General features: G+C 71.0%; 19 protein-coding genes. 13 read left to right on the plus strand and 6 right to left on the minus strand.

Going from position 1 to position 23,378, the window contains the following annotated elements:
• Positions 1-87: 87 nt before the first annotated feature.
• Together lgt and ACT53O_RS04985 are read right to left on the minus strand one after the other, a co-directional pair.
• Positions 88-1,002 carry a prolipoprotein diacylglyceryl transferase gene (lgt, locus tag ACT53O_RS04980; protein ID WP_476151499.1) on the minus strand — a complete coding sequence of 305 codons (915 nt, stop codon included), beginning with the start codon at positions 1,000-1,002 and terminating at the stop codon, positions 88-90.
• Between the two features lie 41 nt (positions 1,003-1,043).
• Positions 1,044-2,264, minus strand: coding sequence for an ROK family protein (locus ACT53O_RS04985; protein WP_476151500.1), 1,221 nt, complete (start codon positions 2,262-2,264; stop codon positions 1,044-1,046).
• Between the two features lie 119 nt (positions 2,265-2,383).
• On the opposite strand from ACT53O_RS04985, the gene ACT53O_RS04990 reads away from it, so the two are divergent.
• The 5 genes from ACT53O_RS04990 to ACT53O_RS05010 all read left to right on the plus strand — a co-directional run bounded on the left by ACT53O_RS04990 (position 2,384) and on the right by ACT53O_RS05010 (position 7,694).
• Positions 2,384-3,688, plus strand: coding sequence for an ABC transporter substrate-binding protein (locus ACT53O_RS04990; RefSeq protein WP_476151501.1), 1,305 nt, complete (start codon positions 2,384-2,386; stop codon positions 3,686-3,688).
• Positions 3,685-4,593: a carbohydrate ABC transporter permease gene (locus ACT53O_RS04995; RefSeq protein WP_036319569.1), complete on the plus strand. Its 909-nt coding sequence runs from the start codon at positions 3,685-3,687 to the stop codon at positions 4,591-4,593. The genes ACT53O_RS04990 and ACT53O_RS04995 overlap by 4 nt, the downstream gene beginning before the upstream one ends.
• Complete coding sequence (locus ACT53O_RS05000; RefSeq protein WP_112932112.1) at positions 4,593-5,501, plus strand: carbohydrate ABC transporter permease; 909 nt, start codon at positions 4,593-4,595, stop codon at positions 5,499-5,501. Before ACT53O_RS04995 ends, ACT53O_RS05000 begins: the two co-directional genes overlap by 1 nt.
• 59 nt (positions 5,502-5,560) lie before the next feature.
• Positions 5,561-7,255, plus strand: a complete 1,695-nt coding sequence (locus ACT53O_RS05005; protein ID WP_476151502.1) for a glycoside hydrolase family 13 protein — start codon at positions 5,561-5,563, stop codon at positions 7,253-7,255.
• Positions 7,256-7,358: 103 nt separating this feature from the next.
• Positions 7,359-7,694, plus strand: a complete 336-nt coding sequence (locus tag ACT53O_RS05010; protein ID WP_476151503.1) for a hypothetical protein — start codon at positions 7,359-7,361, stop codon at positions 7,692-7,694.
• Between the two features lie 3 nt (positions 7,695-7,697).
• Here the strand turns inward: ACT53O_RS05010 and ACT53O_RS05015 are convergent, their stop codons facing one another.
• Entirely contained in the window at positions 7,698-8,318 is a 621-nt protein-coding gene (locus ACT53O_RS05015) for a TMEM175 family protein (RefSeq protein ID WP_135949931.1), read from the minus strand.
• 75 nt (positions 8,319-8,393) lie between these two features.
• Here ACT53O_RS05015 and ACT53O_RS05020 point away from each other — a divergent pair, with 75 nt between their 5' ends.
• Together ACT53O_RS05020 and ACT53O_RS05025 are read left to right on the plus strand one after the other, a co-directional pair.
• Entirely contained in the window at positions 8,394-9,068 is a 675-nt protein-coding gene (locus ACT53O_RS05020) for a hypothetical protein (RefSeq protein WP_476151504.1), read from the plus strand.
• A gap of 77 nt (positions 9,069-9,145) precedes the next feature.
• Positions 9,146-10,654, plus strand: coding sequence for an SDR family NAD(P)-dependent oxidoreductase (locus ACT53O_RS05025; RefSeq protein ID WP_476151505.1), 1,509 nt, complete (start codon positions 9,146-9,148; stop codon positions 10,652-10,654).
• 22 nt (positions 10,655-10,676) lie between these two features.
• Here ACT53O_RS05025 and ACT53O_RS05030 read toward each other — a convergent pair whose 3' ends face one another.
• Positions 10,677-11,099, minus strand: coding sequence for an NUDIX hydrolase (locus ACT53O_RS05030; protein WP_378794213.1), 423 nt, complete (start codon positions 11,097-11,099; stop codon positions 10,677-10,679).
• 81 nt (positions 11,100-11,180) lie between these two features.
• Here ACT53O_RS05030 and ACT53O_RS05035 point away from each other — a divergent pair, with 81 nt between their 5' ends.
• Positions 11,181-11,855, plus strand: a complete 675-nt coding sequence (locus ACT53O_RS05035; protein WP_476151506.1) for a Type 1 glutamine amidotransferase-like domain-containing protein — start codon at positions 11,181-11,183, stop codon at positions 11,853-11,855.
• A 25-nt stretch (positions 11,856-11,880) separates the two neighbouring features.
• On the opposite strand, the gene ACT53O_RS05040 is transcribed toward ACT53O_RS05035, so the two are convergent.
• Complete coding sequence (locus ACT53O_RS05040) at positions 11,881-12,930, minus strand: zinc-binding dehydrogenase (RefSeq protein ID WP_476151507.1); 1,050 nt, start codon at positions 12,928-12,930, stop codon at positions 11,881-11,883.
• Positions 12,931-13,085: 155 nt separating this feature from the next.
• Between ACT53O_RS05040 and helR the strand changes: the two genes are divergently transcribed.
• Positions 13,086-15,299 (plus strand): RNA polymerase recycling motor ATPase HelR, encoded by a 2,214-nt coding sequence (helR, locus tag ACT53O_RS05045; RefSeq protein WP_476151508.1) that lies wholly within the window; start codon positions 13,086-13,088, stop codon positions 15,297-15,299.
• A 35-nt stretch (positions 15,300-15,334) separates the two neighbouring features.
• Here helR and ACT53O_RS05050 read toward each other — a convergent pair whose 3' ends face one another.
• Positions 15,335-16,561 (minus strand): MFS transporter, encoded by a 1,227-nt coding sequence (locus ACT53O_RS05050; protein WP_476151509.1) that lies wholly within the window; start codon positions 16,559-16,561, stop codon positions 15,335-15,337.
• An 83-nt stretch (positions 16,562-16,644) separates the two neighbouring features.
• On the opposite strand from ACT53O_RS05050, the gene ACT53O_RS05055 reads away from it, so the two are divergent.
• The 4 genes from ACT53O_RS05055 to ACT53O_RS05070 all read left to right on the plus strand — a co-directional run bounded on the left by ACT53O_RS05055 (position 16,645) and on the right by ACT53O_RS05070 (position 23,249).
• The gene (locus ACT53O_RS05055; protein ID WP_476151510.1) at positions 16,645-17,523 is read left to right on the plus strand and encodes a LysR family transcriptional regulator; all 879 of its coding nucleotides are present in this window, start codon (positions 16,645-16,647) and stop codon (positions 17,521-17,523) included.
• 55 nt (positions 17,524-17,578) lie between these two features.
• Entirely contained in the window at positions 17,579-17,995 is a 417-nt protein-coding gene (locus ACT53O_RS05060; protein ID WP_476151511.1) for a hypothetical protein, read from the plus strand.
• Positions 17,996-18,176: 181 nt separating this feature from the next.
• Positions 18,177-21,083 (plus strand): aminotransferase class III-fold pyridoxal phosphate-dependent enzyme, encoded by a 2,907-nt coding sequence (locus ACT53O_RS05065; RefSeq protein WP_476151512.1) that lies wholly within the window; start codon positions 18,177-18,179, stop codon positions 21,081-21,083.
• A 63-nt stretch (positions 21,084-21,146) separates the two neighbouring features.
• A complete protein-coding gene (locus ACT53O_RS05070; RefSeq protein WP_476151513.1) occupies positions 21,147-23,249 on the plus strand; it encodes an HAD-IA family hydrolase in 2,103 nt (700 codons plus the stop codon).
• Positions 23,250-23,378: the final 129 nt, after the last annotated feature.

Raw genomic sequence — 23,378 nt, forward strand, 5'->3', positions numbered from 1 at the left:
CCGGGCGCAGCAGCGTTCGGCCCGGACGCACCGAGCTGAGCTCCCGCGGGATGCGTCCACGTCACCCCCGCTGCGGGGCGGCGCTCGTCACGACGGCTGCGGTGCGTCCTCGCGGGTCACGGCGAGCTTCTCGGCATCCTGTCGTTGCTGCTCCGCGGCGGTGAACGGCGACGTGTCGGGCTCGCCACGATGGCGCACCGTCTGCACGACGAAGATCGCGACGCCCAGCAGCACGACGGCGAACGAGGCCCAGATGTTCGCCGGGATGCCGAGGGGCGCATCGCTCGTGGGATCGATGCGGATCGCCTCCAGCCAGCTGCGGCCCAGCCCGTACCAGATGAAGTACGACGCGATGCTGCGGCCCCAGCCGAGACGCACTCTGCGCTCGAGGACGATGATCAGCGCGGCACCGACGAGGTTCCAGATCATCTCGTAGAGGAACAGCGGATGGAACAGCGTGCCCGGCGCGACGCCGGCGGGGAACATCGGCGCGTCGGGGGAGATCTCCAGGCCCCACGGGAGGGTCGTCGGCAGCCCGAACAGTTCCTGATTGAAGTAGTTGCCGAGTCGTCCGATGGCCTGCGCGACCAGCAGGGCCGGCGCGAGCGCGTCGGCGAAGGCGAAGAAGCGGATGCCGGCGCGCCGCGTGGCGATGTAGATGCCGATCGCGCCGCCGATCATCGAGCCGTAGATCGCGTTGCCGCCGTCCCAGATGGCGACGACCGTCCACGGGTTGTCGCCGGGCGCGAAGTAGTCGCCCATGTGCGTGAGCACGTGGTAGATCCGCGCCGCGACGATGCCCAGCGGCACCGTCCACAGCGCGACATCGATCACGGTTCCCGCCGGCACTCCGCGCGCCCGCAGCCGTCGTTCGGCGATGATGACGGCGGCGATGATTCCCGCGATGATGCACAGCGCGTAGACGTGGATCGTCAGCGGGCCGATGTGAAAGCTGGACCAGCTGAGGTCGGGGCTCGGGATACTCAGGTGCACGCCCGACATTATGCGCCTGCCGGGTATGAGACGTCCCGGCGTGGCGGTGGTCAGTCGGCGCGAGTGGCGCGGGCGACGCGGCGGGGCAGGGCGGTCGAGCGTGCGCTGTCGCGGGCTCGGGCGAGCGCTCCCCGGATCACCACGTCGCCGCCCAGGTGCGAGCGCAGCAGCGTCGGCGCGGGCAGGTGGATCTGGGCGGCGAGCGTGCGCTGGGCGGCGTCGAGCACCGGCTGGATGCCGTCGGCGATGGCTCCGCAGACGATGACACGCTCGGGGTCGAACATGTTGCCGAGCACGCCCACGATGCGCGCGAGCACGCGGCCGATCGCATCGGTGATCTCGATCGCCAGAGGATCGCCGCCGGCGGCGAGCTCCAGCACGTCGCGGCCGCGCACCTGCGCGGGGTCCATGGCAGCGAGTCCGCGGCGCTCGGTCGTTTCGGTCTCCGCCTTGGCGATGGCTTCGCGCGCGAGGCGTTCGAGAGTCGGTCCGAGACCGAACGCGGAATCCACATCGCGGATGAAGTCGAAGGCGAACATCTCGCCGACACCGCCGTGAGCGCCGTGCAGCAGGTGACCGTCGACCACGACGCCGGCCCCGAGGCGCTCGCCGGCCAGCAGCGCGACGTAGTCGCGGCATCCCACGGCCTCGCCCGCGGTGCCTTCGGCTGCCGCCGCCAGCTGCGCGTCGTTCTTCACTTCGACGACGTCGGCTTCGTCGCCCAGCGCATCGATCAGACCCGGGTTCGTGCGCTCCCAGAATCCCTCCGGGTGCGGCGGTGACTGCCCCTGCAGCGTGACGGGGGCGGCCACTCCCACACACAGGGAGAGCACGTCGTCGCGGGCCACGCCGGCCTCGGCGAGCGTCGCACGCAGGTGCGCGACGATCGTGTCGCGACGCTCGTCGACGCTCTGGGCGGGCGAGAGCGCGATCTGGCGCCGCAGCAGCACCTCGCCGGAAAGGTCGGACACGGCCGCGGTCAAGTGCGTGTCGCCGGCGTCGAGCGCCGCGAGGACGCCGGCGTCGTCGCGCAAGCGGAAGCGCCGCGCGGGCCGGCCTGCGCGGTATTCGCCGGCATCTCGCGCGTTGGCAAGCTCCTGCAGCACCCCGGCAGCGATGAGCGTGTCGATGGCCTCGATCGCGGTGGAACGAGTGAGCGATGCTGCGCGCATCGCCTCGGTGGCGGTGAAGGTGCCGGCATCCCACGCGAAGTCGAGCACTCCGTCGACGCTGGCGCGACCGGTGCCCGTGTCGAGGACCGTCTGACTCACTCTTGACCTTTCCGCAGGTGTTCTGTCAGAGTATTGCCGAACAGTTGATTCGACCACTAAATCTAATCAAAGTCGAATCTGGAAAGGCGGCCACGATGCCGTCGGACGGAAGGACGAAGGTGTCTGTGAGAACCTCACGAGCGCTCCGGGCGGTGGCCGCCGGATTCGCTCTCGTGCTGGCGGGGAGCCTGCTCTCCGGCTGCAGCAGCGACGGCCGCGAGACGATCCGCTTCACCTTCAGCAAGCGCGAGGCCCTCGACTTCATGAACGGCGTGGTCGACGCGTACAACGCGTCGCAGGACCGCGTGCGCGTCGAGATGGACACCTCCGGCGTCGACGTCGTCTCGGCGAGTTTCGTCCGCGGCAACCCGCCCGACATCATGCTCGCCAACTACAACTACGAGACCGCGCGCTTCGTCCAGCGCTGTGCACTCAGCGACCTCACCGGCACCACGGCCGCTTCCACGACCCGCGATGACCTCCGCGGCCTGATGGATCAGTACGGCTCGTGCCCCGGTCGCATCAGTGCGCTGCCGTACTCGGTGATGGCGGCATCCGTCATCTACAACAAAGACCTGTTCGCGAAGGCCGGGGTCGACGTCCCCACGACGTGGGACGAGCTGCTCGCCGCCTGCGCGAAGCTGAAGGCGGCCGGCATCACCCCGTTCTACGCGACCTTCAAAGACGACTGGACGGTCGGCCAGGGCTGGTACGACTACGCGGTGGGCGGCGCCGTCGACGTCGTCGACTTCTTCAACCGGCTTGCGGCAGAAGGCGCCGACGTAGGGCCCGACTCGGCGACCTCGTTCGAGAAGGACTTCTCCTCGCCCGTGGAGAAGATGACCCAGCTCACGTCGCAGTTCGTCAACACCGACGCGCCCAGCCGCGGCTACGGCGACGGCAACCTCGCCTTCGCGAAGGGCGAGGCGGCGATGTACCTGCAGGGTCCGTGGGCGTTCAGCGAGATCGCGAAGACCTCGCCCGACATGCACCTCGGCACGTTCCCGCTGCCGATGACCGACGACCCGTCCGATCGCCGCGTACGCGTCAACATGGACCTCGCCGCGATGATCCCCGAAGGCTCACGGCACAAGGATGCCGCGCGCGACTTCCTCGAGTACCTCTACCGTCCCCAGACCATCGAGGCCTACAACACGTCGCAGCTCGGCTTCACTCCCACGAAGGATGCGCCGGCACCCGACGACCCGCGCATCGCGGGCATGATCCCCTTCTACACGGCGGGCAAGGTCTATCAGGGGCCGTCGGTGTTGGTGCCCAAGACGATCCCCGTCTTCAACTACGTGCAGGCCGTCGTGCTCGGCGCGAGCCCCCAGGGCACCCTCCGCACGATGGATGCCGACTGGGCGCGCCTCGCCTTCCGCGCCCCCGCCCCCACGACCGAGACAGAGGAGTCCGGGCAATGACCACGTCCACGATCGTCACCGCCGGTGACCGCACGGCGCGCCGCAGCCACCGCCGTGTCGAGCCGATCTACTACCTGTTCCTGCTGCCGAGTCTCGTGCTGTTCACGCTGGCGATCACGGTGCCGGGCGTCGTGGGGATCTTCTTCAGCTTCACCGATTCGATCGGCATCGGCGAGTGGCACTTCACAGGACTGACCAACTACATCGCGATGTTCAGCGACCCGGCGATTCTGCAGAGCTACCTCTTCACCATCGGGTTCTCCATCGCGACCGTGCTCGTCGTCAATGTGGTGGCGTTCCTGCTCGCGGTCGGCCTCACCGCCCGCATCCGGATGAAGACCGCCCTTCGGACCGTCTTCGTGATCCCGATGGTCATCTCGGGCATCATCATCGCCTACGTCTTCAACTTCCTGTTCTCGAACTCGCTTCCGGCGCTGGGGGAGTCGCTCGGCATCCCGGCGCTGTCGACGAGCCTGCTCGCCAACCCCGACCTCGCGTGGGTGGCGATCGTGCTCGTCACGGCCTGGCAGGCCATTCCCGGCACGCTTCTCATCTACATCGCGGGGCTGCTCGCCGTGCCGGGTGACGTGTACGAGGCCGCGGCGCTCGACGGCGCCTCCAAGGGTCAGCAGCTCGTGCGCATCACCCTGCCCCTGGTCGCGGGATACGTCGTGATCAACATCATCCTCGGCTTCAAGGGCTTCCTGAACGCCTACGACATCATCGTCGGCCTCACCAACGGCGGCCCCGGAACGGCCACCCGCAGCGTCGCGATGACGATCATCGCGGGCTTCAACGGCGGCGACTACGCCTACCAGATGGCCAACGCGACCATCTTCTTCGTCGTCGCCATCCTCATCTCCCTGCTCCAGCTCTCCCTGACTCGCGGAAGGAACGCCTTCTGATGTCCACGCAACCCGCCCTCGTCGTCGAGGATGCCGCGGCCTTCGCGCCCGCGGACGACCGCCGTCGCAAGAGTCCCACCACCCGCGGCGAACGCGTCAGCTGGTCGACGACGATCATCCTGATCCTCTGCGCCGTCACCGTGCTGCTGCCGCTGTACGTCACCATCTCGATGTCGCTGAAGACCACCGCTCAAGCCGTCGACGGCAACGCGTTCTCGTTGCCGGCGCCGTTCAGCTTCGACGGCTTCGTCGAGGCGTGGAACCTCACGAAGTTCCCGGTCGGGGCGGGCATCTCCCTGTTCGTGACCGCAGGCACCGTCATCGCCACGATCCTGCTGGCCGCGTTCGCGTCCTACGCGATCGTGCGCAACTGGGACCGCCGGCTGTTCCGCTACTCCTTCTTCTATCTGCTGGCGGCGATGTTCATCCCGTTCCCGGTCGTCGCGCTGCCGCAGATCCAGCTGACCGGCCGCGTCGGCCTGGACAACCCGTTCGGGGTCATCATCCTCGCCACGATGTTCCAGCTGAGCTTCAGCGTGCTGCTGTTCACCGCGTTCCTGCGATCGATTCCGCTCGAGCTGGAAGAGAGCGCGCGCATCGACGGGGCGACGACGTGGCAGACGTTCTGGAAGCTCATCTTCCCGCTGCTCGCGCCCATGAGCGCGACCGTCGGCATCTTCGCCTTCCTCTACGCCTGGAACGACTTCATGATGCCGTCGCTGATCATCTCCGACCCCGCCCTGCAGACGCTGCCCGTGCGCCAGAACCTCTTCCAGACGCAGTTCAGCAACAACTACAACGTGTCGTTCGCCTCGTACCTCATGGCGATGGCGCCCGCGATCCTCGCCTACCTGTTCACCCAGCGCTGGGTGATGGAGGGCGTCACGCAAGGCGCCGTCAAGGGCTGACGCCCGCGCCGCAGCCCGGCCTCACCCCCGAACCTGACCCCGACTCCGAAAGGTCCCGCATGTCCGCCGTGCTCTCCGCCTCCGACCGCCTCGAGCTCTCCCGCCCGGAGGATCGCGACTGGTGGCGTCAAGCCGTCGTCTACCAGGTCTATCCCCGCAGTTTCGCCGACGCCGACGGCGACGGCATCGGCGACCTCCGCGGCATCCTGTCGCGGGTCGACTACCTCGCCGAACTCGGGGTGGATGCCGTGTGGCTGAGCCCCTTCTACCCGTCCGAGCTCGCCGACGGCGGGTACGACGTGGCCGACTACCGCGACGTGGACCCGCGGCTGGGGACGCTCGCCGATTTCGACGAGCTCGTCGCGGCGTTGCACGAGCGCGGCATCCGCATCGTCGTCGACATCGTGCCCAATCACACCTCCGACCGGCACGCATGGTTCCAGGAGGCGCTCGCCGCCGGTCGCGGATCGGCCGCGCGGGGGCGCTACATCTTCCGCGAGGGCGCCGGACCCGACGGATCCGAACCGCCCACGGACTGGACCGCCGCGTTCGGCGGATCGACGTGGGAGCGGGTCGCCGACGGGCAGTGGTACCTGCACAGCTTCGCGATCGAGCAGCCCGACCTCGACTGGAACAATCCCGAGGTACGTGAGGACTTCCTCACGACGCTGCGGTTCTGGTCGGACCGTGGCGTCGACGGGTTCCGCATCGACGTCGCCCACATGCTCACGAAAGACCTGAGCGAGCCCCTGCCGTCTGCGGCGGAGCTTGCCGCGCTGCCCGTCGACGGCTCGCATCCGCTACTCGACCGCGATGACGTGCACGAGATCTACGCCGAGTGGCGCCGCGTGTTCGACTCGTACGACCCGCCGCGCACGGCGGTGGCCGAGGCCTGGGTCGCGTCCGACCGCGTGCCGAAGTACGCGAGCCCGGAGAGTCTGGGCCAGTCGTTCAACTTCGACCTGCTGCGCGCGTCGTTCGACGCCGGCGAGTTCCGCCAGATCGTGTCCGACAACATCGCCCTCGCGGCCCGCTCGGGCTCATCGAGCACCTGGGTGCTGTCGAACCACGACGTGTTCCGGCATGCGACCCGCTACGCGCTGCCGCGGGTGGAGGAGGTCGAGGGCGCGGTGCCCAATCGGCACGGCGGCGGCTGGCTCGAGGCTGGCGCCGACGAGGCCGTCATCGATCGCGCCGGTGGCCTTCGCCGCGCGCGTGCGGCGTCGCTGTTCCTGCTCGGGCTGCCGGGGTCGGCGTACCTCTACCAGGGCGAGGAGCTCGGCCTGCACGAGGTGGCGGAGATTCCCGCCGACCAGCGGCAGGACCCGACCTTCTTCCGCACCCAGCAAGAGCAGTACGGACGTGACGGATGCCGCGTGCCGCTGCCGTGGACCCGCGAGGGCTCCTCGTTCGGTTTCGGTTCGGGGGGCGCGCACCTGCCGCAGCCGTCGTGGTTCGCGGACGCGTCGGTGGAGGCGGAGGAGGGCGACCCGGCATCCACCCTCGCGCTCTACCGTCGTGCGCTGGCGCTGCGGCACGAACTGCTCGCCCCGGAGAGCCTCGAATGGGTCGAGACCGGCCGCGACGACGTGCTGCGCTTCCGCCGCCCGAACGGGTGGGAGGTCGTGACCGTGTTCGGTGCGCAGCCGTTCGCTCTGTCTCTGCGTCCGGGACAGCGCGTCGTGCTGTCGAGCGCGCCGGTCGACGGCGACACCGTGCCGGGCGAGACGACCGTCTGGATCACGGGGGGCTGATCCGGCGGCGCGGGCTGCGGGTCGCGTGGCCGGGCAACGCGCGGTACGGGAACGATGTGTTCAACGGGAGCGTGGCGTCGACCGATAACGACAGACTGAGCCGATGAGCACAAGGTCAGGCAGGAGTGCGGCGGCATCGGTGCTTGCCGTCGCGGTCATCCAGGTCGCCGTCTTCGCGATCACGACGGCGATCTGGGTGGGGAGCACGATCTTCGCCGGAGGAGCGTGTGCAGATCACTGCGATTGGGTCGGCGCTCAGGGCGCCGGCATGATCTACTACGGCATCGCGGCTCTCATGTTCCTCTGCACCGCCGCCACGGCTCTCTTCGCGCGGCGGACGGAGAGGGATCTCACCTGGGTTCCGCTCGCCGCCAGCGCGGGCACCGTGGCGGGGCTGTTGATAGCGCTCAGACTCTTCCAGACGGCGATGGGATCCTAAGCGTCAGCGCGACCCGCGATTCAGCAGGGGGCCGAGGGGGATCTCCAGCAGCAGGACGAGCAGCCAGAGAGCGCCGTACTGAGGAAACAGCAGCACGAGCACGAGCGCGACCGCCATCAGGATCGCGCCGATCCAGTGCCTCAGCGGCGGTGCGGGTGCGCGGTCGCTCAGTCCCGCCCGCTGCAGCGCGACCGCCTGCACGCGCAGGATCACTCCGCCCACCAGCATCGTTCCGACGTAGGCCCCCAGTCCGACCCTGTCTGTGCCCGGCCCGGCGAGGTCGAGCGCCGTCGCGACCGGCAGGAAGACGATCGTCGCGAGCCAGAGGGTCTGCAGGCGGCCGACCAGGCGGGTGTAGCCACGGGCGTGCACGAACATCACGTGGTTGGCACGCCAGAAGGCCGCGATCACCACGAAGCTCAGCGCCGCGGAGATCATCCCGGTCACGTTGTCGGCGAAGAAGGCCGACGCCGACTCGGCATCCATCGCCTTATCCACCAGGGGCAGCACGACGAGAGTGATCGCGATCGCGACGACCGCGTCGCTGAACGCGACGAGCCGGTCGAGGGCCTTCTCGCCTTGAGCGGCCCCGTGGGCGCCATCGTCGATCTGCTCTGCGGACATGGCGCCAGGCTAGCGGGGCAGAGGGGCTGTGGAGAACTTCCGAGGCCGGCTCACGCGGATGGCTAGGATGCCGGGGTGACAGCCCCCCGCCTCGTTCCCCGTGCCGCCTTCGCCCTCCTCGTCGCCGCCGGAGCTCTCGCCTTCGCGGGATGCGCCGCCGGAAGCGGAACGGCTGCGTCGCCCTCGGTCTCGGCGTCCGGAGCGGTCGGCGGCGCGGGTACGCCGTCGGACGGCGCGAGCGACCCCGGCGATGGGGACGGGGATGGGGGCGGAGATGCCGGCGGTGGCGCTGCGCCGGCCGCACCCAGCATGGCGCTCGCCGATGTGCTCGCCCGCTACCCCGACTGCGCCGCCATGGGCTCTGTGCTCGGCTCGGCGATCGACGGGCTCGAACTGAGCGACCAGAGCAACGAAGACGGCACCGTGCAGTGCAACTGGATGTCGACGACCGGCGACTACGTCAACACCGTTCTTGTCACGGTGACGACCAACAACGGCGCGGTCGACGTGCCCAAGAAGGACGACATCGCCGCCATCGGGTCGGAGTACCTCGCCGATGGGGCCGTCGAGGCTCGCGGTGGCATCGCCTACGGCACGAAGTCCACCGGGGATCTGCGCATCTACGGCACGCTCGTCGACATGCCCGGAGTGGGCGTCTCGATCAGCTCGGGTGCGCTCAACGAAGACCCGCGTCTCTTCGGCGCACCGGCCGTCGCCGCGGCGAAGCAGCTGCTCGGCATCGCGGGCTGAGGCCCCGGGACGCGCCGGACGCCCCGCACCTCTCGTCCCGTCGGGCTCGCGCTCAGCCGCGTCCGATAAAATCCCTCGTGCCCGAAACGCCTGCAGACACCGAGATCACGCCCGACCCGGACGACGCGGCGACCCCGGCCCCCATCTCGATCGACCCCCACGAGTTGGAGATCGCGCTGCGCGTCATCGACGCGGCATCCCTGCTCGATCGCGACGACCCCGCTTACATCGCCCTGCGTCGCCAGACCGGCAAGATGTACAAAGACGTCAAGCGCATGTCGCGCAAGGAGAAGCGCCAGCGCATCGCCGACGCCGACCGTGCCGTCGTCGCTGCGACCGCCACGGGAGCGCCCGACCGCATCGACGACGAGACCCGCGGCGTCCCGCTCGCGTCCCGCTCCGCGGCCCCGACCGCGGGCGAGCTCATCAAGCCCCGCGCCTGCTATATCTGCAAAGAGCAGTACACGATCGTCGACGCGTTCTACCACCAGCTCTGCCCCGACTGCGCGGCGATGAGCCACGCCAAGCGCGACGCCCGCACCGACCTCACCGGCCGGCGCGCCCTGCTCACGGGAGGCCGCGCGAAGATCGGCATGTACATCGCGCTGCGCCTGCTGCGCGACGGCGCCCACACGACCATCACGACCCGCTTCCCGCGCGACGCCGTTCGCCGCTTCTCGGCGCTGCCCGACAGCGGCGACTGGATCCACCGGCTCAAGATCGTCGGCATTGACCTGCGCGACCCCGCCCAGGTCATCGGCCTCGCGGATGCCGTCGCCGCCGACGGACCGCTCGACATCCTCATCAACAACGCGGCGCAGACCGTGCGTCGCTCCGCCGGGGCGTACAAGCCGCTCGTGGACGCCGAGCTCGCGCCGCTGCCGCAGGGCCCGCTGCCCGAACTGCTGACCTTCGGCCACACCAACGACGCCCACCCGCTCGCACTGGCCCAGTCGGTCTCGAGCCATCCCATCCTCGCGGCCGCCGCACGCACGGCCGAGGAGCTCACCGCCGAGGCGATGGCCGCCGGGTCGTCGTCGCTCGAGCGTCTCGCCGCCGGCACGGCGATCGACGCGGGCGGGCTCGTGCCCGACGAGAACCACATCAACAGCTGGACGCAGTCGGTCGACCAGGTCGAGCCCCTCGAGATGCTCGAGGTGCAGCTCGCGAACATGACCGCGCCGTTCCTGCTCGTCTCGCGTCTGCGGCCCGCGATGGCGGCCTCGCCGGCGCGACGGAAGTACGTCGTGAACGTCTCGGCGATGGAGGGCGTGTTCGGTCGTGGATACAAGGGTCCCGGACACCCCCACACCAACATGGCGAAGGCGGCGCTCAACATGCTCACGCGCACCAGCGCTCGCGAGATGTTCGAAACCGACAACATCCTCATGACGGCCGTCGACACCGGCTGGATCACCGACGAGCGCCCGCACTACACGAAGGTGCGCCTCGCGGAGGAGGGCTTCCACGCCCCGCTCGACCTGGTCGACGGCGCCGCCCGCGTGTACGACCCGATCGTGCGCGGCGAGGCGGGCGAAGACCTCTTCGGTATCTTCCTCAAGGACTACCGCAAGAGCTCGTGGTGAGCCGGTCGGCCGCCGCCGGCGCTCAAGCCTCGGGCAGGAAGTAGGCCGCGGCGAGAGGGGCGACCTCCAGAGCGGATGCCGCGCCCCGGTCGACCCAGCGCAGCTCCTCGATCTCGGCATCCGTCACGGGCTGCTGATCGCCGATGTCGACGCGGAAGACGTCGGCGACGACGGCGAAGCCCGGCTCGTTCGCGGCCGGGGCGGTGAACTCGCCGAGCGGCGTGAGGTCGCTCGGCTGCAGGCGCAGCCCGATCTCCTCGGCGAGCTCGCGGATGAGGGTCTGCGCCGCGTCCTCGCCCGCCTCCGGCTTGCCGCCCGGCTGCATGAACGCGGTCGTCCCCGCCTTGCGCACGAGCAGCAGCCGTCCGTCGACGTCGGTGATGACGGCCGCGGAAACACGGATGGAGCGGGCGGTCGCGGAATCGGGGGGCGGCGTCGAGGTCACCCTCGCACGCTAACACTGCACCGCCGGCAGGCGGAGGCTCACCCCCTGGCCGCGCGCCGCCGTACGCGATTGACTGTCCGCATGAAGCTCCTGCTGACCTCGGGCGGCGTCACGAACGACAGCATCCGCACCACTCTCGAAGACCTGCTCGGCAAGCCCATCGCCGACAGCTCCGCGCTGTTCGTCCCGACGGCGCAGTGGGGTCAGCCGATGTGCTCGCCGGAGACGGTGTGGCGGTCGACGGCGGGGCGGTGGCCCGGCGGCATCCACAGCCCCGTCGAGCTCGGGTGGCGTGCGGTCGGCGTCCTCGAGCTCACCGCCCTGCCGACGATCGCGCCCGAGCGATGGATGCCGTGGGTGCAGGAAGCCGATGCGCTTCTCGTCGACGGCGGCGAAGCGGTGTATCTGGCCGAATGGATCCGTCGGTCGGGACTGGCCGACCTCCTGCCGGAGCTGCATGAGACTGTCTGGGTCGGCATCAGCGCGGGCAGCATGGCCCTCACGCCGCGTATCGGACCGGAGTTCGTCGACCGGCATCCGGGCGGCACCGACGAGACGCTGGGACTGGTCGACTTCTCGATCTTCCCGCATCTGGACTATCCGGGCTGGACCGGAAACACGACCGCGGCGGCCCACCGGTGGGCAGAGGGCATCGGCGGTCGCGCCTACGCGATCGACGACCAGACGGCGATCCGTGTCGTCGACGGCGAGGTCGACGTGATCTCCGAGGGCCACTGGGAGCTGCTCAACGCGTGAGCCTGCTGCCGGGCGCTTCGACGGCTCAGACCGTCAGCATCACCTTCAGCGCCTCTCGGGAGTCCATCGCGGCGTAGGCAGCGGGCGCCTCGTCGAGCGGCATGATGCGATCGAAGACCCGGCCGGGCTCGATCGTGCCGTCGAGCACGAGCGGAATCGCGTCGTCGAGGTAGGCGCGCACCGGGGCGACGCCGCCCGTCAGAGTGATGTTCTTGCCGAACAGCGAGGCGAAGCCCACCGGTGCGCTCTCGTACTGCGGCACGCCGACGCGCGAGATGACTCCGCCCGGACGCACGACGCCGTAGGACTGCTCGTACGCGGGCATGTGGCCGACCGCCTCGATCACCACGTGGCTGCCCTCGCCGTTCGTGAGGTCCATCACGCGGGCGATGCCCTCTGCGCCGCGCTCGGCGACGACGTCGGTCGCGCCGAACTCGACGCCCAGATCGGTGCGGTCGGTGTGGCGGCCCATGAGGATGATCCGCTCCGCGCCGAGGGTGCGGGCGGCGAGCACCGCCGACAGCCCCACGGCACCGTCGCCGACGACCGTGACGGTCTGGCCGGGGCGCACGCGGGCGAGATGCGCGGCGTGATAGCCCGTCAGATACACGTCCGACAGTGTCAGCAGCGACGCCAGCAGGGAGTCGGATGCCGCGTCGGGGTCGACACCCGGCACGACCACGAGCGTGCCATCGGCCTGCGGGATGAGGGCCCGCTCGGCCTGCAGCCCGCCGACCCGCCCGTTGCCGTAGAAGCCGCCGTGCTGGCAGGAGGTCTGGAACCCTTCGCGGCAGAAGACGCACGTGTTGTCGGAGTAGACGAAGGGCACGACGACGAAGTCACCGGGGCGCACCGTGGTGACGTCCGCGCCGGTCTCCTCGACGACGGCGATGAGCTCGTGCCCCATCCGCCGGCCCGTCGAACTCTCGGTCATCGAGTGATACGGGTGCAGGTCCGAGCCGCAGACGCACGCGCGGACGATGCGCACCACCGCATCGGTCGGCTGCTGGATGACGGGATCGGGGACGTTCTCGACGCGGACGTCCCCCGCGCCGAACATGACGGTTGCTCGCATGAGTACATTTCACGCCATCCGGGGTGCCCTTTCTATTATCCCGCGCGCAGGGGGGCTTGCCGCAAGGCCCCCTGCGTGAGGCAGAATCGCAGGTCGCGTCGGCTTTTCGGCGCCAGAGGGGGAGTGGGATGCCGAGCGAAAAGTCTCAGGAAAGCGTGTTCGATCTTCCATCGCGGCTTCGGCGGAAGGCCGACTCCGCGCTCATCGACCGCGACGAACGACAGTTCGCGGCGATCGCGAGGGTGCTGGCCGCCGAGGTCGAGCGCACCCAGACGCGGCTGGCCGCGCTCCAGCACGAAGCCGTTAGCGGAGGCCAGCGCGCACTCGAACGCGATCTGGAGGTGCAGAGCCTGTCGGCGCGGTTGCGCATCCTTCGCCGGTTCGGCCTCGACGCGTGCATCGGTCGCATGGTCGACGAGGAGGGCATCGTCACCTACATCGGACGCTTCGGCCTCGCGGATGCCGCGGAGGAGCGGCTGCTGATGGACTGGCGGGCCCCGGCATCCGCGCCGTTCTTCGCCGCGACGGCGGCGCATCCGCTCGGGCTCACCAGTCGACGCCGGTATCGGTGGCGCGAGGGTCGCGTCGTGGACTACTGGGACGAGGTGTTCGCCGACGACGGCATCGATCACCGCGCGGCCCTCGACGACCAGTCCGCCTTCATCGCCAGTCTCGGCGAGAGCCGGTCGCCGAAGATGCGCGACGTGCTGGCGACGATCCAGTCCGATCAGGACGCCATCATCCGCGCCGATTCCCGGGGCGCGCTCGTCGTCGACGGCGGCCCCGGAACCGGCAAGACCGTCGTGGCGCTGCACCGATCGGCGTATCTGCTCTACGCCGATCCGCGCGTTCAGGCGGGGCACGGCGGGCTGCTGTTCGTCGGGCCGCATCGCCCGTACGTCGACTACGTCGACGACGTGCTCCCCGGACTCGGCGAGGACGGTGCGCTCGTCTGCGCGGTGAACGACCTCGTCGACGGCGGCGATGTGTGGGAGGAGGACGATCCGGAGGTTCGCCGTCTGCTCGGCGACGGCCGTGTCGTGGACGCCGTCGGAGTCGCCGTGCGTCTCTGGCAGCGCCCGCCGCGGCGACGCACGCCGATCGAGACGGCGTGGGGGACGGTCGTGGTGAGCCCGGCCGAGTGGTCAGAGGTCTTCGCCGACGCGGAGGCGATGCCGCACAACGCGCTTCGTGTGCGTGCGTGGGAGCGACTGCTCGACGTTCTGGAAGACCGTGTCGACGACGAGCTGCGCGACGGCGGAGGAGGCGGCGACGGGTGGGGCGAGGGTTGGGGAGAGGCGTCCCGTTCCTCGCCCCGCTCCGGTGACGACTTCGACGCCTACGGGGCGGGCTGGGACGCGGACGAGTCGACGCGCGAGACGCTCGAGAACGACGAGGAGCTGCAGGCGCTCTTCGACCGGGCCTGGCCGCTGCTGGATCCCGATGCGCTGCTGCGCGGTCTGCTCACGACGGGAGAGATGCTGCGGCGCTGCGCGCCGTGGCTGAGCGCTGTCGAGGTCGACGTGCTGATCACACGCGGTGCTCCGACACGATGGACTGACGTCGATCTGCCCCTGCTGGACGCTGCGCGCCGCAGCGTGGGCGACCCGCGCAGCGAGGTGCGTGCGCGCCGAGACCGACGCGCGGCCTCCGAGGAGCATCGGGTGATGTCGGATGTCGTCAGCGACCTCATCGCTGCCGACGATGGCGACCTGCGCCTCATGTCGATGCTGCGCGGTCAGGACCTGCGCCGCACACTCGCGCAGCCCACGGCATCCGATCGTGAGCCGTTCGCCGGGCCGTTCGCGCATCTCGTGATCGATGAGGCGCAGGAGCTCACCGACGCGCAATGGCGGATGCTGCTGCAGCGGTGCCCCTCGCGCAGCCTGACGATCGTCGGGGATCGCGCGCAGGCGAGACGCGGTTTCGCCGAGAGCTGGGAAGATCGACTCACGCGCGTCGGGATCGACCGGTCGCACGTGACGACGCTCACCGTCAACTACCGCACGCCGAGCGAGGTGATGGATGTCGCGGGTCCGGTGATCCGCGCCGCGCTGCCCGACGCCAACGTCCCCGCGTCGATCCGCAGCACGGGAGTTCCGGTGAGCTACGGCTCGCGCCGCGACCTCGACGCGATCGTCGACACCTGGGAACGCGAGAGCGCCGACGGCACAGCGGTGGTGATCGGCGCGCCCGCCTTCGTGCCGCGCCCGCGCGTGGCCGCGCTCGACGCGCAGCGGGTGAAGGGGCTCGAGTTCGACCTGGTCGTGCTCGTCGACCCCGACCGGTTCGGCGATGGCGTCTCGGGCGCCGTCGACCGCTACGTCGCGATGACGCGTGCGACCCAGCGCCTCGTCGTGCTCTCATAGGGCGGGGTGCCGCGGAGCTCCCGTCGGCGCCCTGCTCAGCCGGCGCGGCGCAGGCGCAGCCCGAGGAAGAGCGCAGCGCACAGAGTCGTCAGCCCCGCCGCGAGAAGGACGACGGCCGTCCAGCCCGCGCTGGCGAACAGATGCGTGGATGCCGCTCCCGACACCGTGCTGCCGAGGTAGTAGGTGAGCAGGTAGGCGCTGGAGGCCCGCGAGGTGCTGCGCCCCACCGCGTGAGCGCGCGCGACGACCCAGCCGCTGAGGATCGAGTGCGTCCCGAGGAAGGCCGCCGTGAGCAGACCGAGACCGGCGAACACCGCGATGACGTTGGGCCAGAACACCAGACCGATCGCGGCGAGCATCGCGATCGCGCCGACCAGCGACGTCATCGCGCGGCTGAGGCGCCTCGAGATCCGGTGGAACAGGCCCGGCGCGAGGATGCCGAGGGGGTAGGCGAAGTAGACGAACACCTCCGCCGCGCCGAGTGAGAACGGGGGCCCGTCCAGCCGGAACGGCACCGCGTTGTACAACCCGACGAAGGTCGCCATCGCGAGCGCGCCCGCGACGCACACGGCGAGGATGACGGGGTCGCGAAGCGACGCGACCGTGCCGCCGAGCAGGTCGCCGATCCGCAGCGGCAGCGGGGCGGCGCCGTCGCGGGGGAGCGCGAACCAGACCAGCACGCCGACGACGACGCTGAGCGCACCGAGCGCGATGCTCACGAGCTGCCAGCCGCCGAGGGTCGCGAGGGGCAGCGGCGCGAGCCGGCCCACGGCGCCGCCGAGGGCCGTGCCCGAGATGTACAGCGCGTTGGCGCGCCCGTGCGCGTCGTCGCGGACGGCGTCGCGCAGGTAGGCGAGCGCGACGGCCGGCAGCACCGCCAGCGCGAGACCCCCGCCGGCACGCAACGCGAGGAAGGCCTCCCACGTGGGCGCGAACGCGCACGCGACCGACAGGACGCCGGCTGCCACCAGCGACCCGCTCATCGCGGACACCCGCCCGATGCGGTCGGACAGCGGTGCCGACAGCAGCAGCCCGAGCAGCATGGCCGCGGTCGTCGCCGAGATCGCGAGTCCGCTGACCCCGGCATCCACTCCGAACGACGCCGCGATCGCCGGCAGCAACGGTTGCGGGAAGTAGATGATCGCGAAGTTCGCGAGTCCGCCTGCGGCGAGCAGCCCCACGACGCGTCGGTAGGAGGGGGTGCCTGCGGCGATGCGCGCGATCGACCCGGTGGGGGTGCGATCGAGCAGGGTGACGGCCATGCGGACCATCGTCGTCCCGCGCACAGACGGGCCGGAAATGAAACGAAAGCCACTTTTGATGCGTTCGGCGCATAATCGGTGTCATGGACGAGCAGACCCTCCGCATCTTCCTGTCGTTGGCCGAGACGCAGAACACGCGCGACACCGCCGCGGAACTGCGCGTCAACCAGTCGAACGTGTCACGCGCGCTCGCGCGACTCGAAGACGAGGTCGGGATGGCGCTGTTCGCCCGACACGGCAAACGGCTCGAGCTGAACGCCAATGGCCTCGCCTTCCGCGCCGACGCGGCAGGCATCCTCGACGCGGTCGAGTCGGCCCGCCGTCACGCGGAACTGATCGCCGACGAGGGGCGCCTGCTGCGCGTCGGGTTCCTGCACTCGGTGGCGCGGTGGATGGTCCCCGACGTCATCCAGCGCTTCCGCGCACTGCGACCCGACGTGCGGGTCTCGCTGCGTCAGGGCTTCGCCCGCGACCTCTACGGCTGGCTCGCCCTCGACACGATCGACGTCGCCTTGAGCACGGCACCGCTCGCAACCTCCGCGACCTCCGACGACATCGGATGGCAGCCGCTCGCCGAAGAGCCGCTGTGCATCGCCGTCCCCGCGGGCCATCCGCTCGCGGCGGCATCCGGTCCGGTCGATGTGCGTGCGTTGGCAGGGCGCGACTTCATCGGCTTCTCGCGCATCGCGGAGCTGCGGACGGCGGTCACCGGCATCCTGGATGAGGCCGACGTCGCCGTGAACGTGACCTTCGAGAGCAGTGAGATCGACACGATGCGCAGCCTGGTCGCGGGTGGCCTCGGCGTCTCGATCCTTCCGCGGACTCCGGGCCGCGACGACCCGGGCGTCGTCTACCTGCCGCTGGAGCCCCAGCGCGTGCGCGCGATCGGCATCGCCTGGAGCACCACCGCGCAGGGCGCTCGCTACGCGAAGGAGCTGGTCACCGCGCTGCGGGAGCGGTGAGGCGGTCCTGCGGCTGGGCGTGGCGGTGCCCGTCTGTGGCGGATAGAGTCGCCGCATGACGCCGGTGCGGAAGATCGTCGTCGTCGGCTTGAGCGCAGCCCTCGCGGTCGGCCTCAGCGGCTGCACGATGAACGAACTCATCTGGGGCGCCGACGGTGCACACGTCATCGACACGACCCAGAAACTGATCGCGGCCGCCGCGGCGGGCGAGGCTGCGGCACTCGTCTGCCCGGGATCGCAACCCGACGTGCGCGATCCGGCGGACTGGGAGGGGCTGACCGCTCAAGAGCCCGAGCGGTTCGTCGCCGCCCACTGGCCCGAGATGGCCCATCATGATCCGACGTGGAGCATCAACCTCTCGCTCCCTGCGTCGGGCGTCGTCGCGGGTGCGCAGTATCCAGGCGACGTCTTCTACCGGGAGGCCGGCGGCGAGCTCTGTCTCGTCGACATCGCCTGGTGGACGGTGCAGTAGGCGCGGCGACGGCCCTGCGGGAGCGGTGAGGGGCCCAGGATCGACGGGCGGACGGGATGACCGGATGGCCGAACCGATCCGGACACACGGATGCCGCGGCATCCGCCAGAATCGTGGTGCCCGTGCGGCGCGCACCGGCGGCATCTCCGCTCTACCGCCCTCTCCCGAAGGACGTGACCCGATGACCGACAACTGGCTGCTCGCCCGACCCGAGGTGGACCTCGACGAGGTTCGCGCGCTCGCGCGGCGCGAGTACGGCGTGGACGGCGAGCTCACCGAGCTGGGCAGTCAGCAGGACCGCAACTTCCTCGTGCGCGGCGTGGACGGGGCGGGCATGCTCGTCAAGATCTTCCACCCGACGGTCGACGCGTTCGCCGTCGACCTGCACATCGCGGCCTCCGATCGCCTGCGCTCAGAAGGACTGCTGACACCGGAAGTGCTGACGACCGCCGGCGGCGCTCGCACGACGCAGATCGTCTGCGCCGACGGGCAGGTCGCTCGCGTCGCGGGGTTCCAGATCGTCGACGGGCAACCGCTGTCGGACATCACCGACGCCGACGGCGCCCAGGCCGAAGAACTGGGTGAGCTCGTCGCCGAGGTCGCCGACGTTCTGGCCGGAATGGATGCCGAGGACACCGACCGCAACCTGCAGTGGGAGCTCGGCAACGCCCTCGCCGTCGTCGAGCAGCTCATCGACGACCTTCCCGAGGACCGTCGCGAGCAGTGCCTGGCGGCGGCCCGCCGCGCCGCCGCCGAGCTCGACGCCGTCGCGGCCGACCTTCCGCGGCAGGTGATCCACGGCGACCTCACCGCCGACAACGTCATGCGCGATCGGCGCGGGCGGCACTGGGTGATCGACCTGGGCGATGTCGCCACGTCGTGGCGCCCCGCCGAGCTGGCGATGCTCCTCGCCGACCTCATGGGTCGCACCGACGACCTCGCAATCGTCGCCCGCGCGGTCGCGGGTTTCGATCGGCGCGCGCGCCTCACCGACGCGGAGATCGAGGCGCTGTGGCCCCTCGTCGTGCTGCGCGGAGCGGTGCTCGCCGTCAGCGGGTGGAGCCAGCTGCGCATCGACCCGGGCAACGACTACGCGCGCGAGCGGGTCGAGCACGAATGGCAGGTCTTCGCGCGCACGGCGCGGGTGCCGTCCGCCGAGGTGACGGCGCAGCTGCGCCTGGCCGCGGGCCGGCCGCACCGCGCGGGCCTCGTCTACCGTCCCGTCCTGTCGCAGCTGGATGCCGCGGCCACCGTGGATCTCGGCATCCGCAGCGCGCACCTCGATCGCGGTCGCTGGACGGTTCCCGGCACCGAGCAGGCGCTCGTCCGCGAGACCCTCGCTTCCGCCCCGGTCGCGGTGCTGCGCTACGGCGAGAGCCGCCTGAGCCGCGTGTCGACCGACACCACCCGACCCGCTGCCACCCGGGCGCGGTGCGTCGAGCTGTGGACCCGCCCGGGTGTCGAGGTCACCGCGCCGTTCGGCGGCATTCTGACGGTCGACACCGATCCCGACGGCGGCGCCGGCGCGGTCGAGGTGCGCGATGCCGGTGTCGTGCTGCGGATCGAGGGGATCGTTCTCGACCCGGCGGTCGCGGATAGCGGGGTGGATGCCGGCGCCCGCCTCGGACGCATCGCCGAGCTCGAACCGGGTCTCGGTCGGCTGCGCGTCACGCGGAGGGTGCGCGACGCCGCGCCCGGCGACGTGTTCGCAGATGCCGAGGGCGAAGCCGAGACTCCCGGGGCGGCCGATCCCTCGGTGATCGTGGGCACCGACCGCGTACCCGATCCGGTGCGGGCGACGCGCCGTGCTCGGCGGGCGCGCGAGCAGGCCGTGGGCGCCGCCGCCGAGCGCTTCTACGCCGAGCCGCCGCAGATCGAGCGCGGGTGGGGAGCGCTGCTCATCGACACGCAGGGCCGCGCCTACGTCGACCTCGTCAACAACGTGACCGCGATCGGGCACGCCCATCCCGAGTTCGCCGACCGCATCTCGCGTCAACTGCACCTGCTGAACACGAACTCGCGCTTCCTCTACGACGCCTTCGCCGAGTTCACCGCGCGGCTCGTCGCGCACAGCCCCGACCCGTCGCTCGACACCGTCATCCCCGTCAACAGCGGGTCGGAGGCCGTGGACCTCGCCCTCACGCTCGCCCGGGTCGCGACCGGCCGGCGCGACGTCATCGCGGTGCGCGAGAGCTACCACGGCTGGACGAGCGCGGCCGACGCCGTGAGCACCTCGGCGTTCGACAACCCGCACGCCGCCGACTCGCGCCCCGACTGGGTGCACCTCGTCGACGCCCCGAACGCCTACCGCGGCCGTCACCGCGGACCGGATGCCGGGGCCGCCTACGCGCGCGAGGTCGCCGACCTCGCGCGCTCCCTGGCCGACGAGGGCCGCCCGGCCGGCGCCTTCATCTGCGAGCCGGTGCTGGGCAACGCCGGTGGCGTCATCCCTCCGGCCGGCTACCTCACGGCGGTGGCCGACGCCGTGCGCGCGCACGGCGGACTGGTCATCGCCGACGAGGTGCAGGTCGGATACGGGCGCCTGGGATCGTCGTTCTGGGGGAGCACGATGCAGGGGCTCGTGCCCGACATCGTGTCGGTGGCGAAGGCCGCCGGCAACGCCTATCCGCTCGGTGCCGTCATCACGCGGCGGGAGATCGTCGACGCGCTCGCCCGCGAGGGCACGTTCTTCTCGTCGGCGGGCGGCGCCCCCGCGAGCGCCGTCGCCGGATCGGCGATCCTCGACATCATCGACGCGGAAGGGCTGCAGCAGAATGCAGCGCGGGTCGGCGGCATCATCGCCGACGGCGTGCGGGCGCTGATGTCGCGGCATCCGCTCATCGGCGCCGTCCACGGAACGGGCCTGTATCTCGGTATCGAGCTGGTGCGCCACCGCGAGACGCTCGAGCCCGCGCGGGAGGAGGCGGCGCGCGTGTGCGATCTGCTGCTCGGGCACGGGTTCATCGTGCAGGCCGCCTCGGAACGGCAGAACGTGTTGAAGGTCAAGCCGCCGCTCGTGCTGACCGAGGCCGACGCGCGCCGTTTTGTCGCCGCCCTCGACGCCGTGCTGGGCGCTCTCCGCGACTGAGCGCGACCGCGGTATGCCGGGGCGGGCGGCCCCGACCAGGGCTCCGCTCGTAGAGTGGAGGAGATGACTTCCTCGCCGCAGTCCCGTCGTCCCCTGTCGTCCCGCCCCCTGGTCCGTCGGGCCCCGGAGGGGCTCGGCATCCCCGAAGCCGCTGTCCTCGCGCTGGCCGAGCGCGTCGCCGCGGAGGGCCTCGACCCGCACGCGCTGCTCGTCGCCCGTCACGGCGAGGTGGCGTTCGAGACCGCGTGGGCGCCGTACCACCTGGAGCGGCCGGCGCTCGTGTACTCGGCATCCAAGACCTACACGGCACTGGCGATCGGCTTCCTCGCCGACGAGGGGCGGCTGGGCCTCGACGATTCTGCGGGTCTGCACGTGGGTCGGGCGAACCCGCACGGCATCACCGTGCGTCATCTGCTCACGATGAACACCGGCCACTCGGCCGCGCAGATCGAGCGCATCGGCGCCGATCCGCTCGTGCTGCTGCGCGAGGCGCCCGCCTTCGCCCCGGGCACGCACTTCGCGTACAGCTCTCCGGCCACGCACCTGCTGTCAGCGATCGTCACCGGCGTCACCGGCCAGCCCCTCACCGCGTACCTGCGCCCGCGACTGCTCGATCCGCTCGGCATCGGCGAGCGGTGGATGCAGCCCTACGGCGGCATCGAGCACGGTGCGTCCGGCTTCCACCTGACGGTCGATGACCTCGCGCGCACGGCCATCATGCTGAGCGCCGGCGGGGCGTTCGACGGCGTGCAGGTCGCGCCCGCGTGGTACGTCGAGGAGATGTCGCGCCCCTGGTCCGAGACCGCCGCCTTCGACGGCCCGGTTGCGGCCACCGGCGAGGTCAACGACTGGGCCCTCGGCTACGGCTACCAGGTCTGGCGTGGCCGCCACGGGTTCCGGCTCGACGGCGCCGCGGGGCAGTTCGGTCTCGTCCTCCCCGAGCATGATCTCGTCATCGCCTACCAGGGCGCCACGCTCGACACCCAGGCGACGCTGCGCGCGTTCTGGGCCTTCGTCGCGGCCGTCGAGGTCGCGGACGCGGCCGGTGGGGCGGATGTCGCAGGCGGGGCTGATGCCGCCGGCCGGGCGGATGCCGGTGTGGCAGATGCCGCCGTGTCGGCGCGCCGCGTCGAGCGCGACACCTGGGCCGAGCGCGACCGCCTGCTCGCCGCCGACCCGTTCGACGGTGCCGCACTGCACGACCGCGCCGATGGCGACGGCTGGACGCTGGTGTTGCCGGGCGTCGGCTCGGTGCCGGTGGACACGTTCTGGCAGGAGGTGTCCGTGACGGGACCCGCCCTCGAGGATGCCCCCGCCGCCACTCATCTGCGCCTCGCGACGCGCGGGGAACGCCGCGACGACGGCGCCGCGCTCGTGCACCTCGTCGACACGACCTCGCCGCACCGGGTGATCGTGTCGCGCGACGGTGATGGCACCGTCCACGCCGGGTGGCACGTGCCACCGCTCGGCGGCGGGTGGGAGGTGCTGCGCGTGCCGGCATCCGTCGTTCGCATCGAGACGCGGGCCGCCGCGCTGCTGCTGGACATGGACGGCACGCTCGTCGATTCGCACGCCGTCGTCGAGCGCCTGTGGACGCAGTGGTCGCTCGATCACGGCGTCGATCCGGCACGGACGCTCGCGGTGATCCACGGCCGCCAGGGGCAGGACTCGATGGCGCTGCTGCTTCCCGATCGTCCGCACGAGATCAACCTCGCCGAGAACGCCGAGCTGCTCGCCGCCGAGACAGCGCAGACCGACGGCGTCGTCGCGATCCCCGGTGCCGCCGACCTGCTCGCCGCCCTCGACCGCGAGGGCGTGCCGTACGCCCTCGTCACGTCGGCGACGGCCGAGCTCGCGGCGGCGCGCATGCGTGCCGCCGGGCTGCCGATGCCGCCGGTCGTCATCGCCGCGGGTGATGTCTCGCGCAGCAAGCCCGATCCCGAGGGGTTTCTCGCGGGGGCCGCGGCGCTCGGAGTGGATGCCGCGCGATGCATCGTGGTCGAGGACTCCGACAACGGCATCGCCGCCGGGCTCGCCGCGGGCATGCGCGTGATCGGGGTCGGCCCGCACGCCGCCGCGGCGGCGCCGACGTGGACGGTCGCGGACGCTCGCGGCATCCACGTCACCCGCCCGGACGGCGTGGACCCGGTCATCACGCTCGACTGACGCCGCGCCCGCCGCGCCCACACGCGAGAAACCACATCCACTCCGAGAAACCACGGCGCCGACGGTTTCTCGGAGTGGATGTGGTTTCTCGACTGCGAGGACGTCGCCGCTCGGCCGCGCCCGCTCGGC

Source organism: Microbacterium sp. DMC48, from assembly GCF_056313825.1.

Bases quoted from the DNA above. Each gene is read 5' to 3' on its own strand.
- lgt (WP_476151499.1), bottom strand. From the start codon at position 1,002: ATGTCGGGCGTGCACCTGAGTATCCCGAGCCCCGACCTCAGCTGGTCC.
- ACT53O_RS04995 (WP_036319569.1), top strand. From the start codon at position 3,685: ATGACCACGTCCACGATCGTCACCGCCGGTGACCGCACGGCGCGCCGC.
- ACT53O_RS05000 (WP_112932112.1), top strand. From the start codon at position 4,593: ATGTCCACGCAACCCGCCCTCGTCGTCGAGGATGCCGCGGCCTTCGCG.
- ACT53O_RS05005 (WP_476151502.1), top strand. From the start codon at position 5,561: ATGTCCGCCGTGCTCTCCGCCTCCGACCGCCTCGAGCTCTCCCGCCCG.
- ACT53O_RS05010 (WP_476151503.1), top strand. From the start codon at position 7,359: ATGAGCACAAGGTCAGGCAGGAGTGCGGCGGCATCGGTGCTTGCCGTC.
- ACT53O_RS05015 (WP_135949931.1), bottom strand. From the start codon at position 8,318: ATGTCCGCAGAGCAGATCGACGATGGCGCCCACGGGGCCGCTCAAGGC.
- ACT53O_RS05035 (WP_476151506.1), top strand. From the start codon at position 11,181: ATGAAGCTCCTGCTGACCTCGGGCGGCGTCACGAACGACAGCATCCGC.
- ACT53O_RS05040 (WP_476151507.1), bottom strand. From the start codon at position 12,930: ATGCGAGCAACCGTCATGTTCGGCGCGGGGGACGTCCGCGTCGAGAAC.
- ACT53O_RS05050 (WP_476151509.1), bottom strand. From the start codon at position 16,561: ATGGCCGTCACCCTGCTCGATCGCACCCCCACCGGGTCGATCGCGCGC.
- ACT53O_RS05055 (WP_476151510.1), top strand. From the start codon at position 16,645: ATGGACGAGCAGACCCTCCGCATCTTCCTGTCGTTGGCCGAGACGCAG.
- ACT53O_RS05060 (WP_476151511.1), top strand. From the start codon at position 17,579: ATGACGCCGGTGCGGAAGATCGTCGTCGTCGGCTTGAGCGCAGCCCTC.
- ACT53O_RS05065 (WP_476151512.1), top strand. From the start codon at position 18,177: ATGACCGACAACTGGCTGCTCGCCCGACCCGAGGTGGACCTCGACGAG.
- ACT53O_RS05070 (WP_476151513.1), top strand. From the start codon at position 21,147: ATGACTTCCTCGCCGCAGTCCCGTCGTCCCCTGTCGTCCCGCCCCCTG.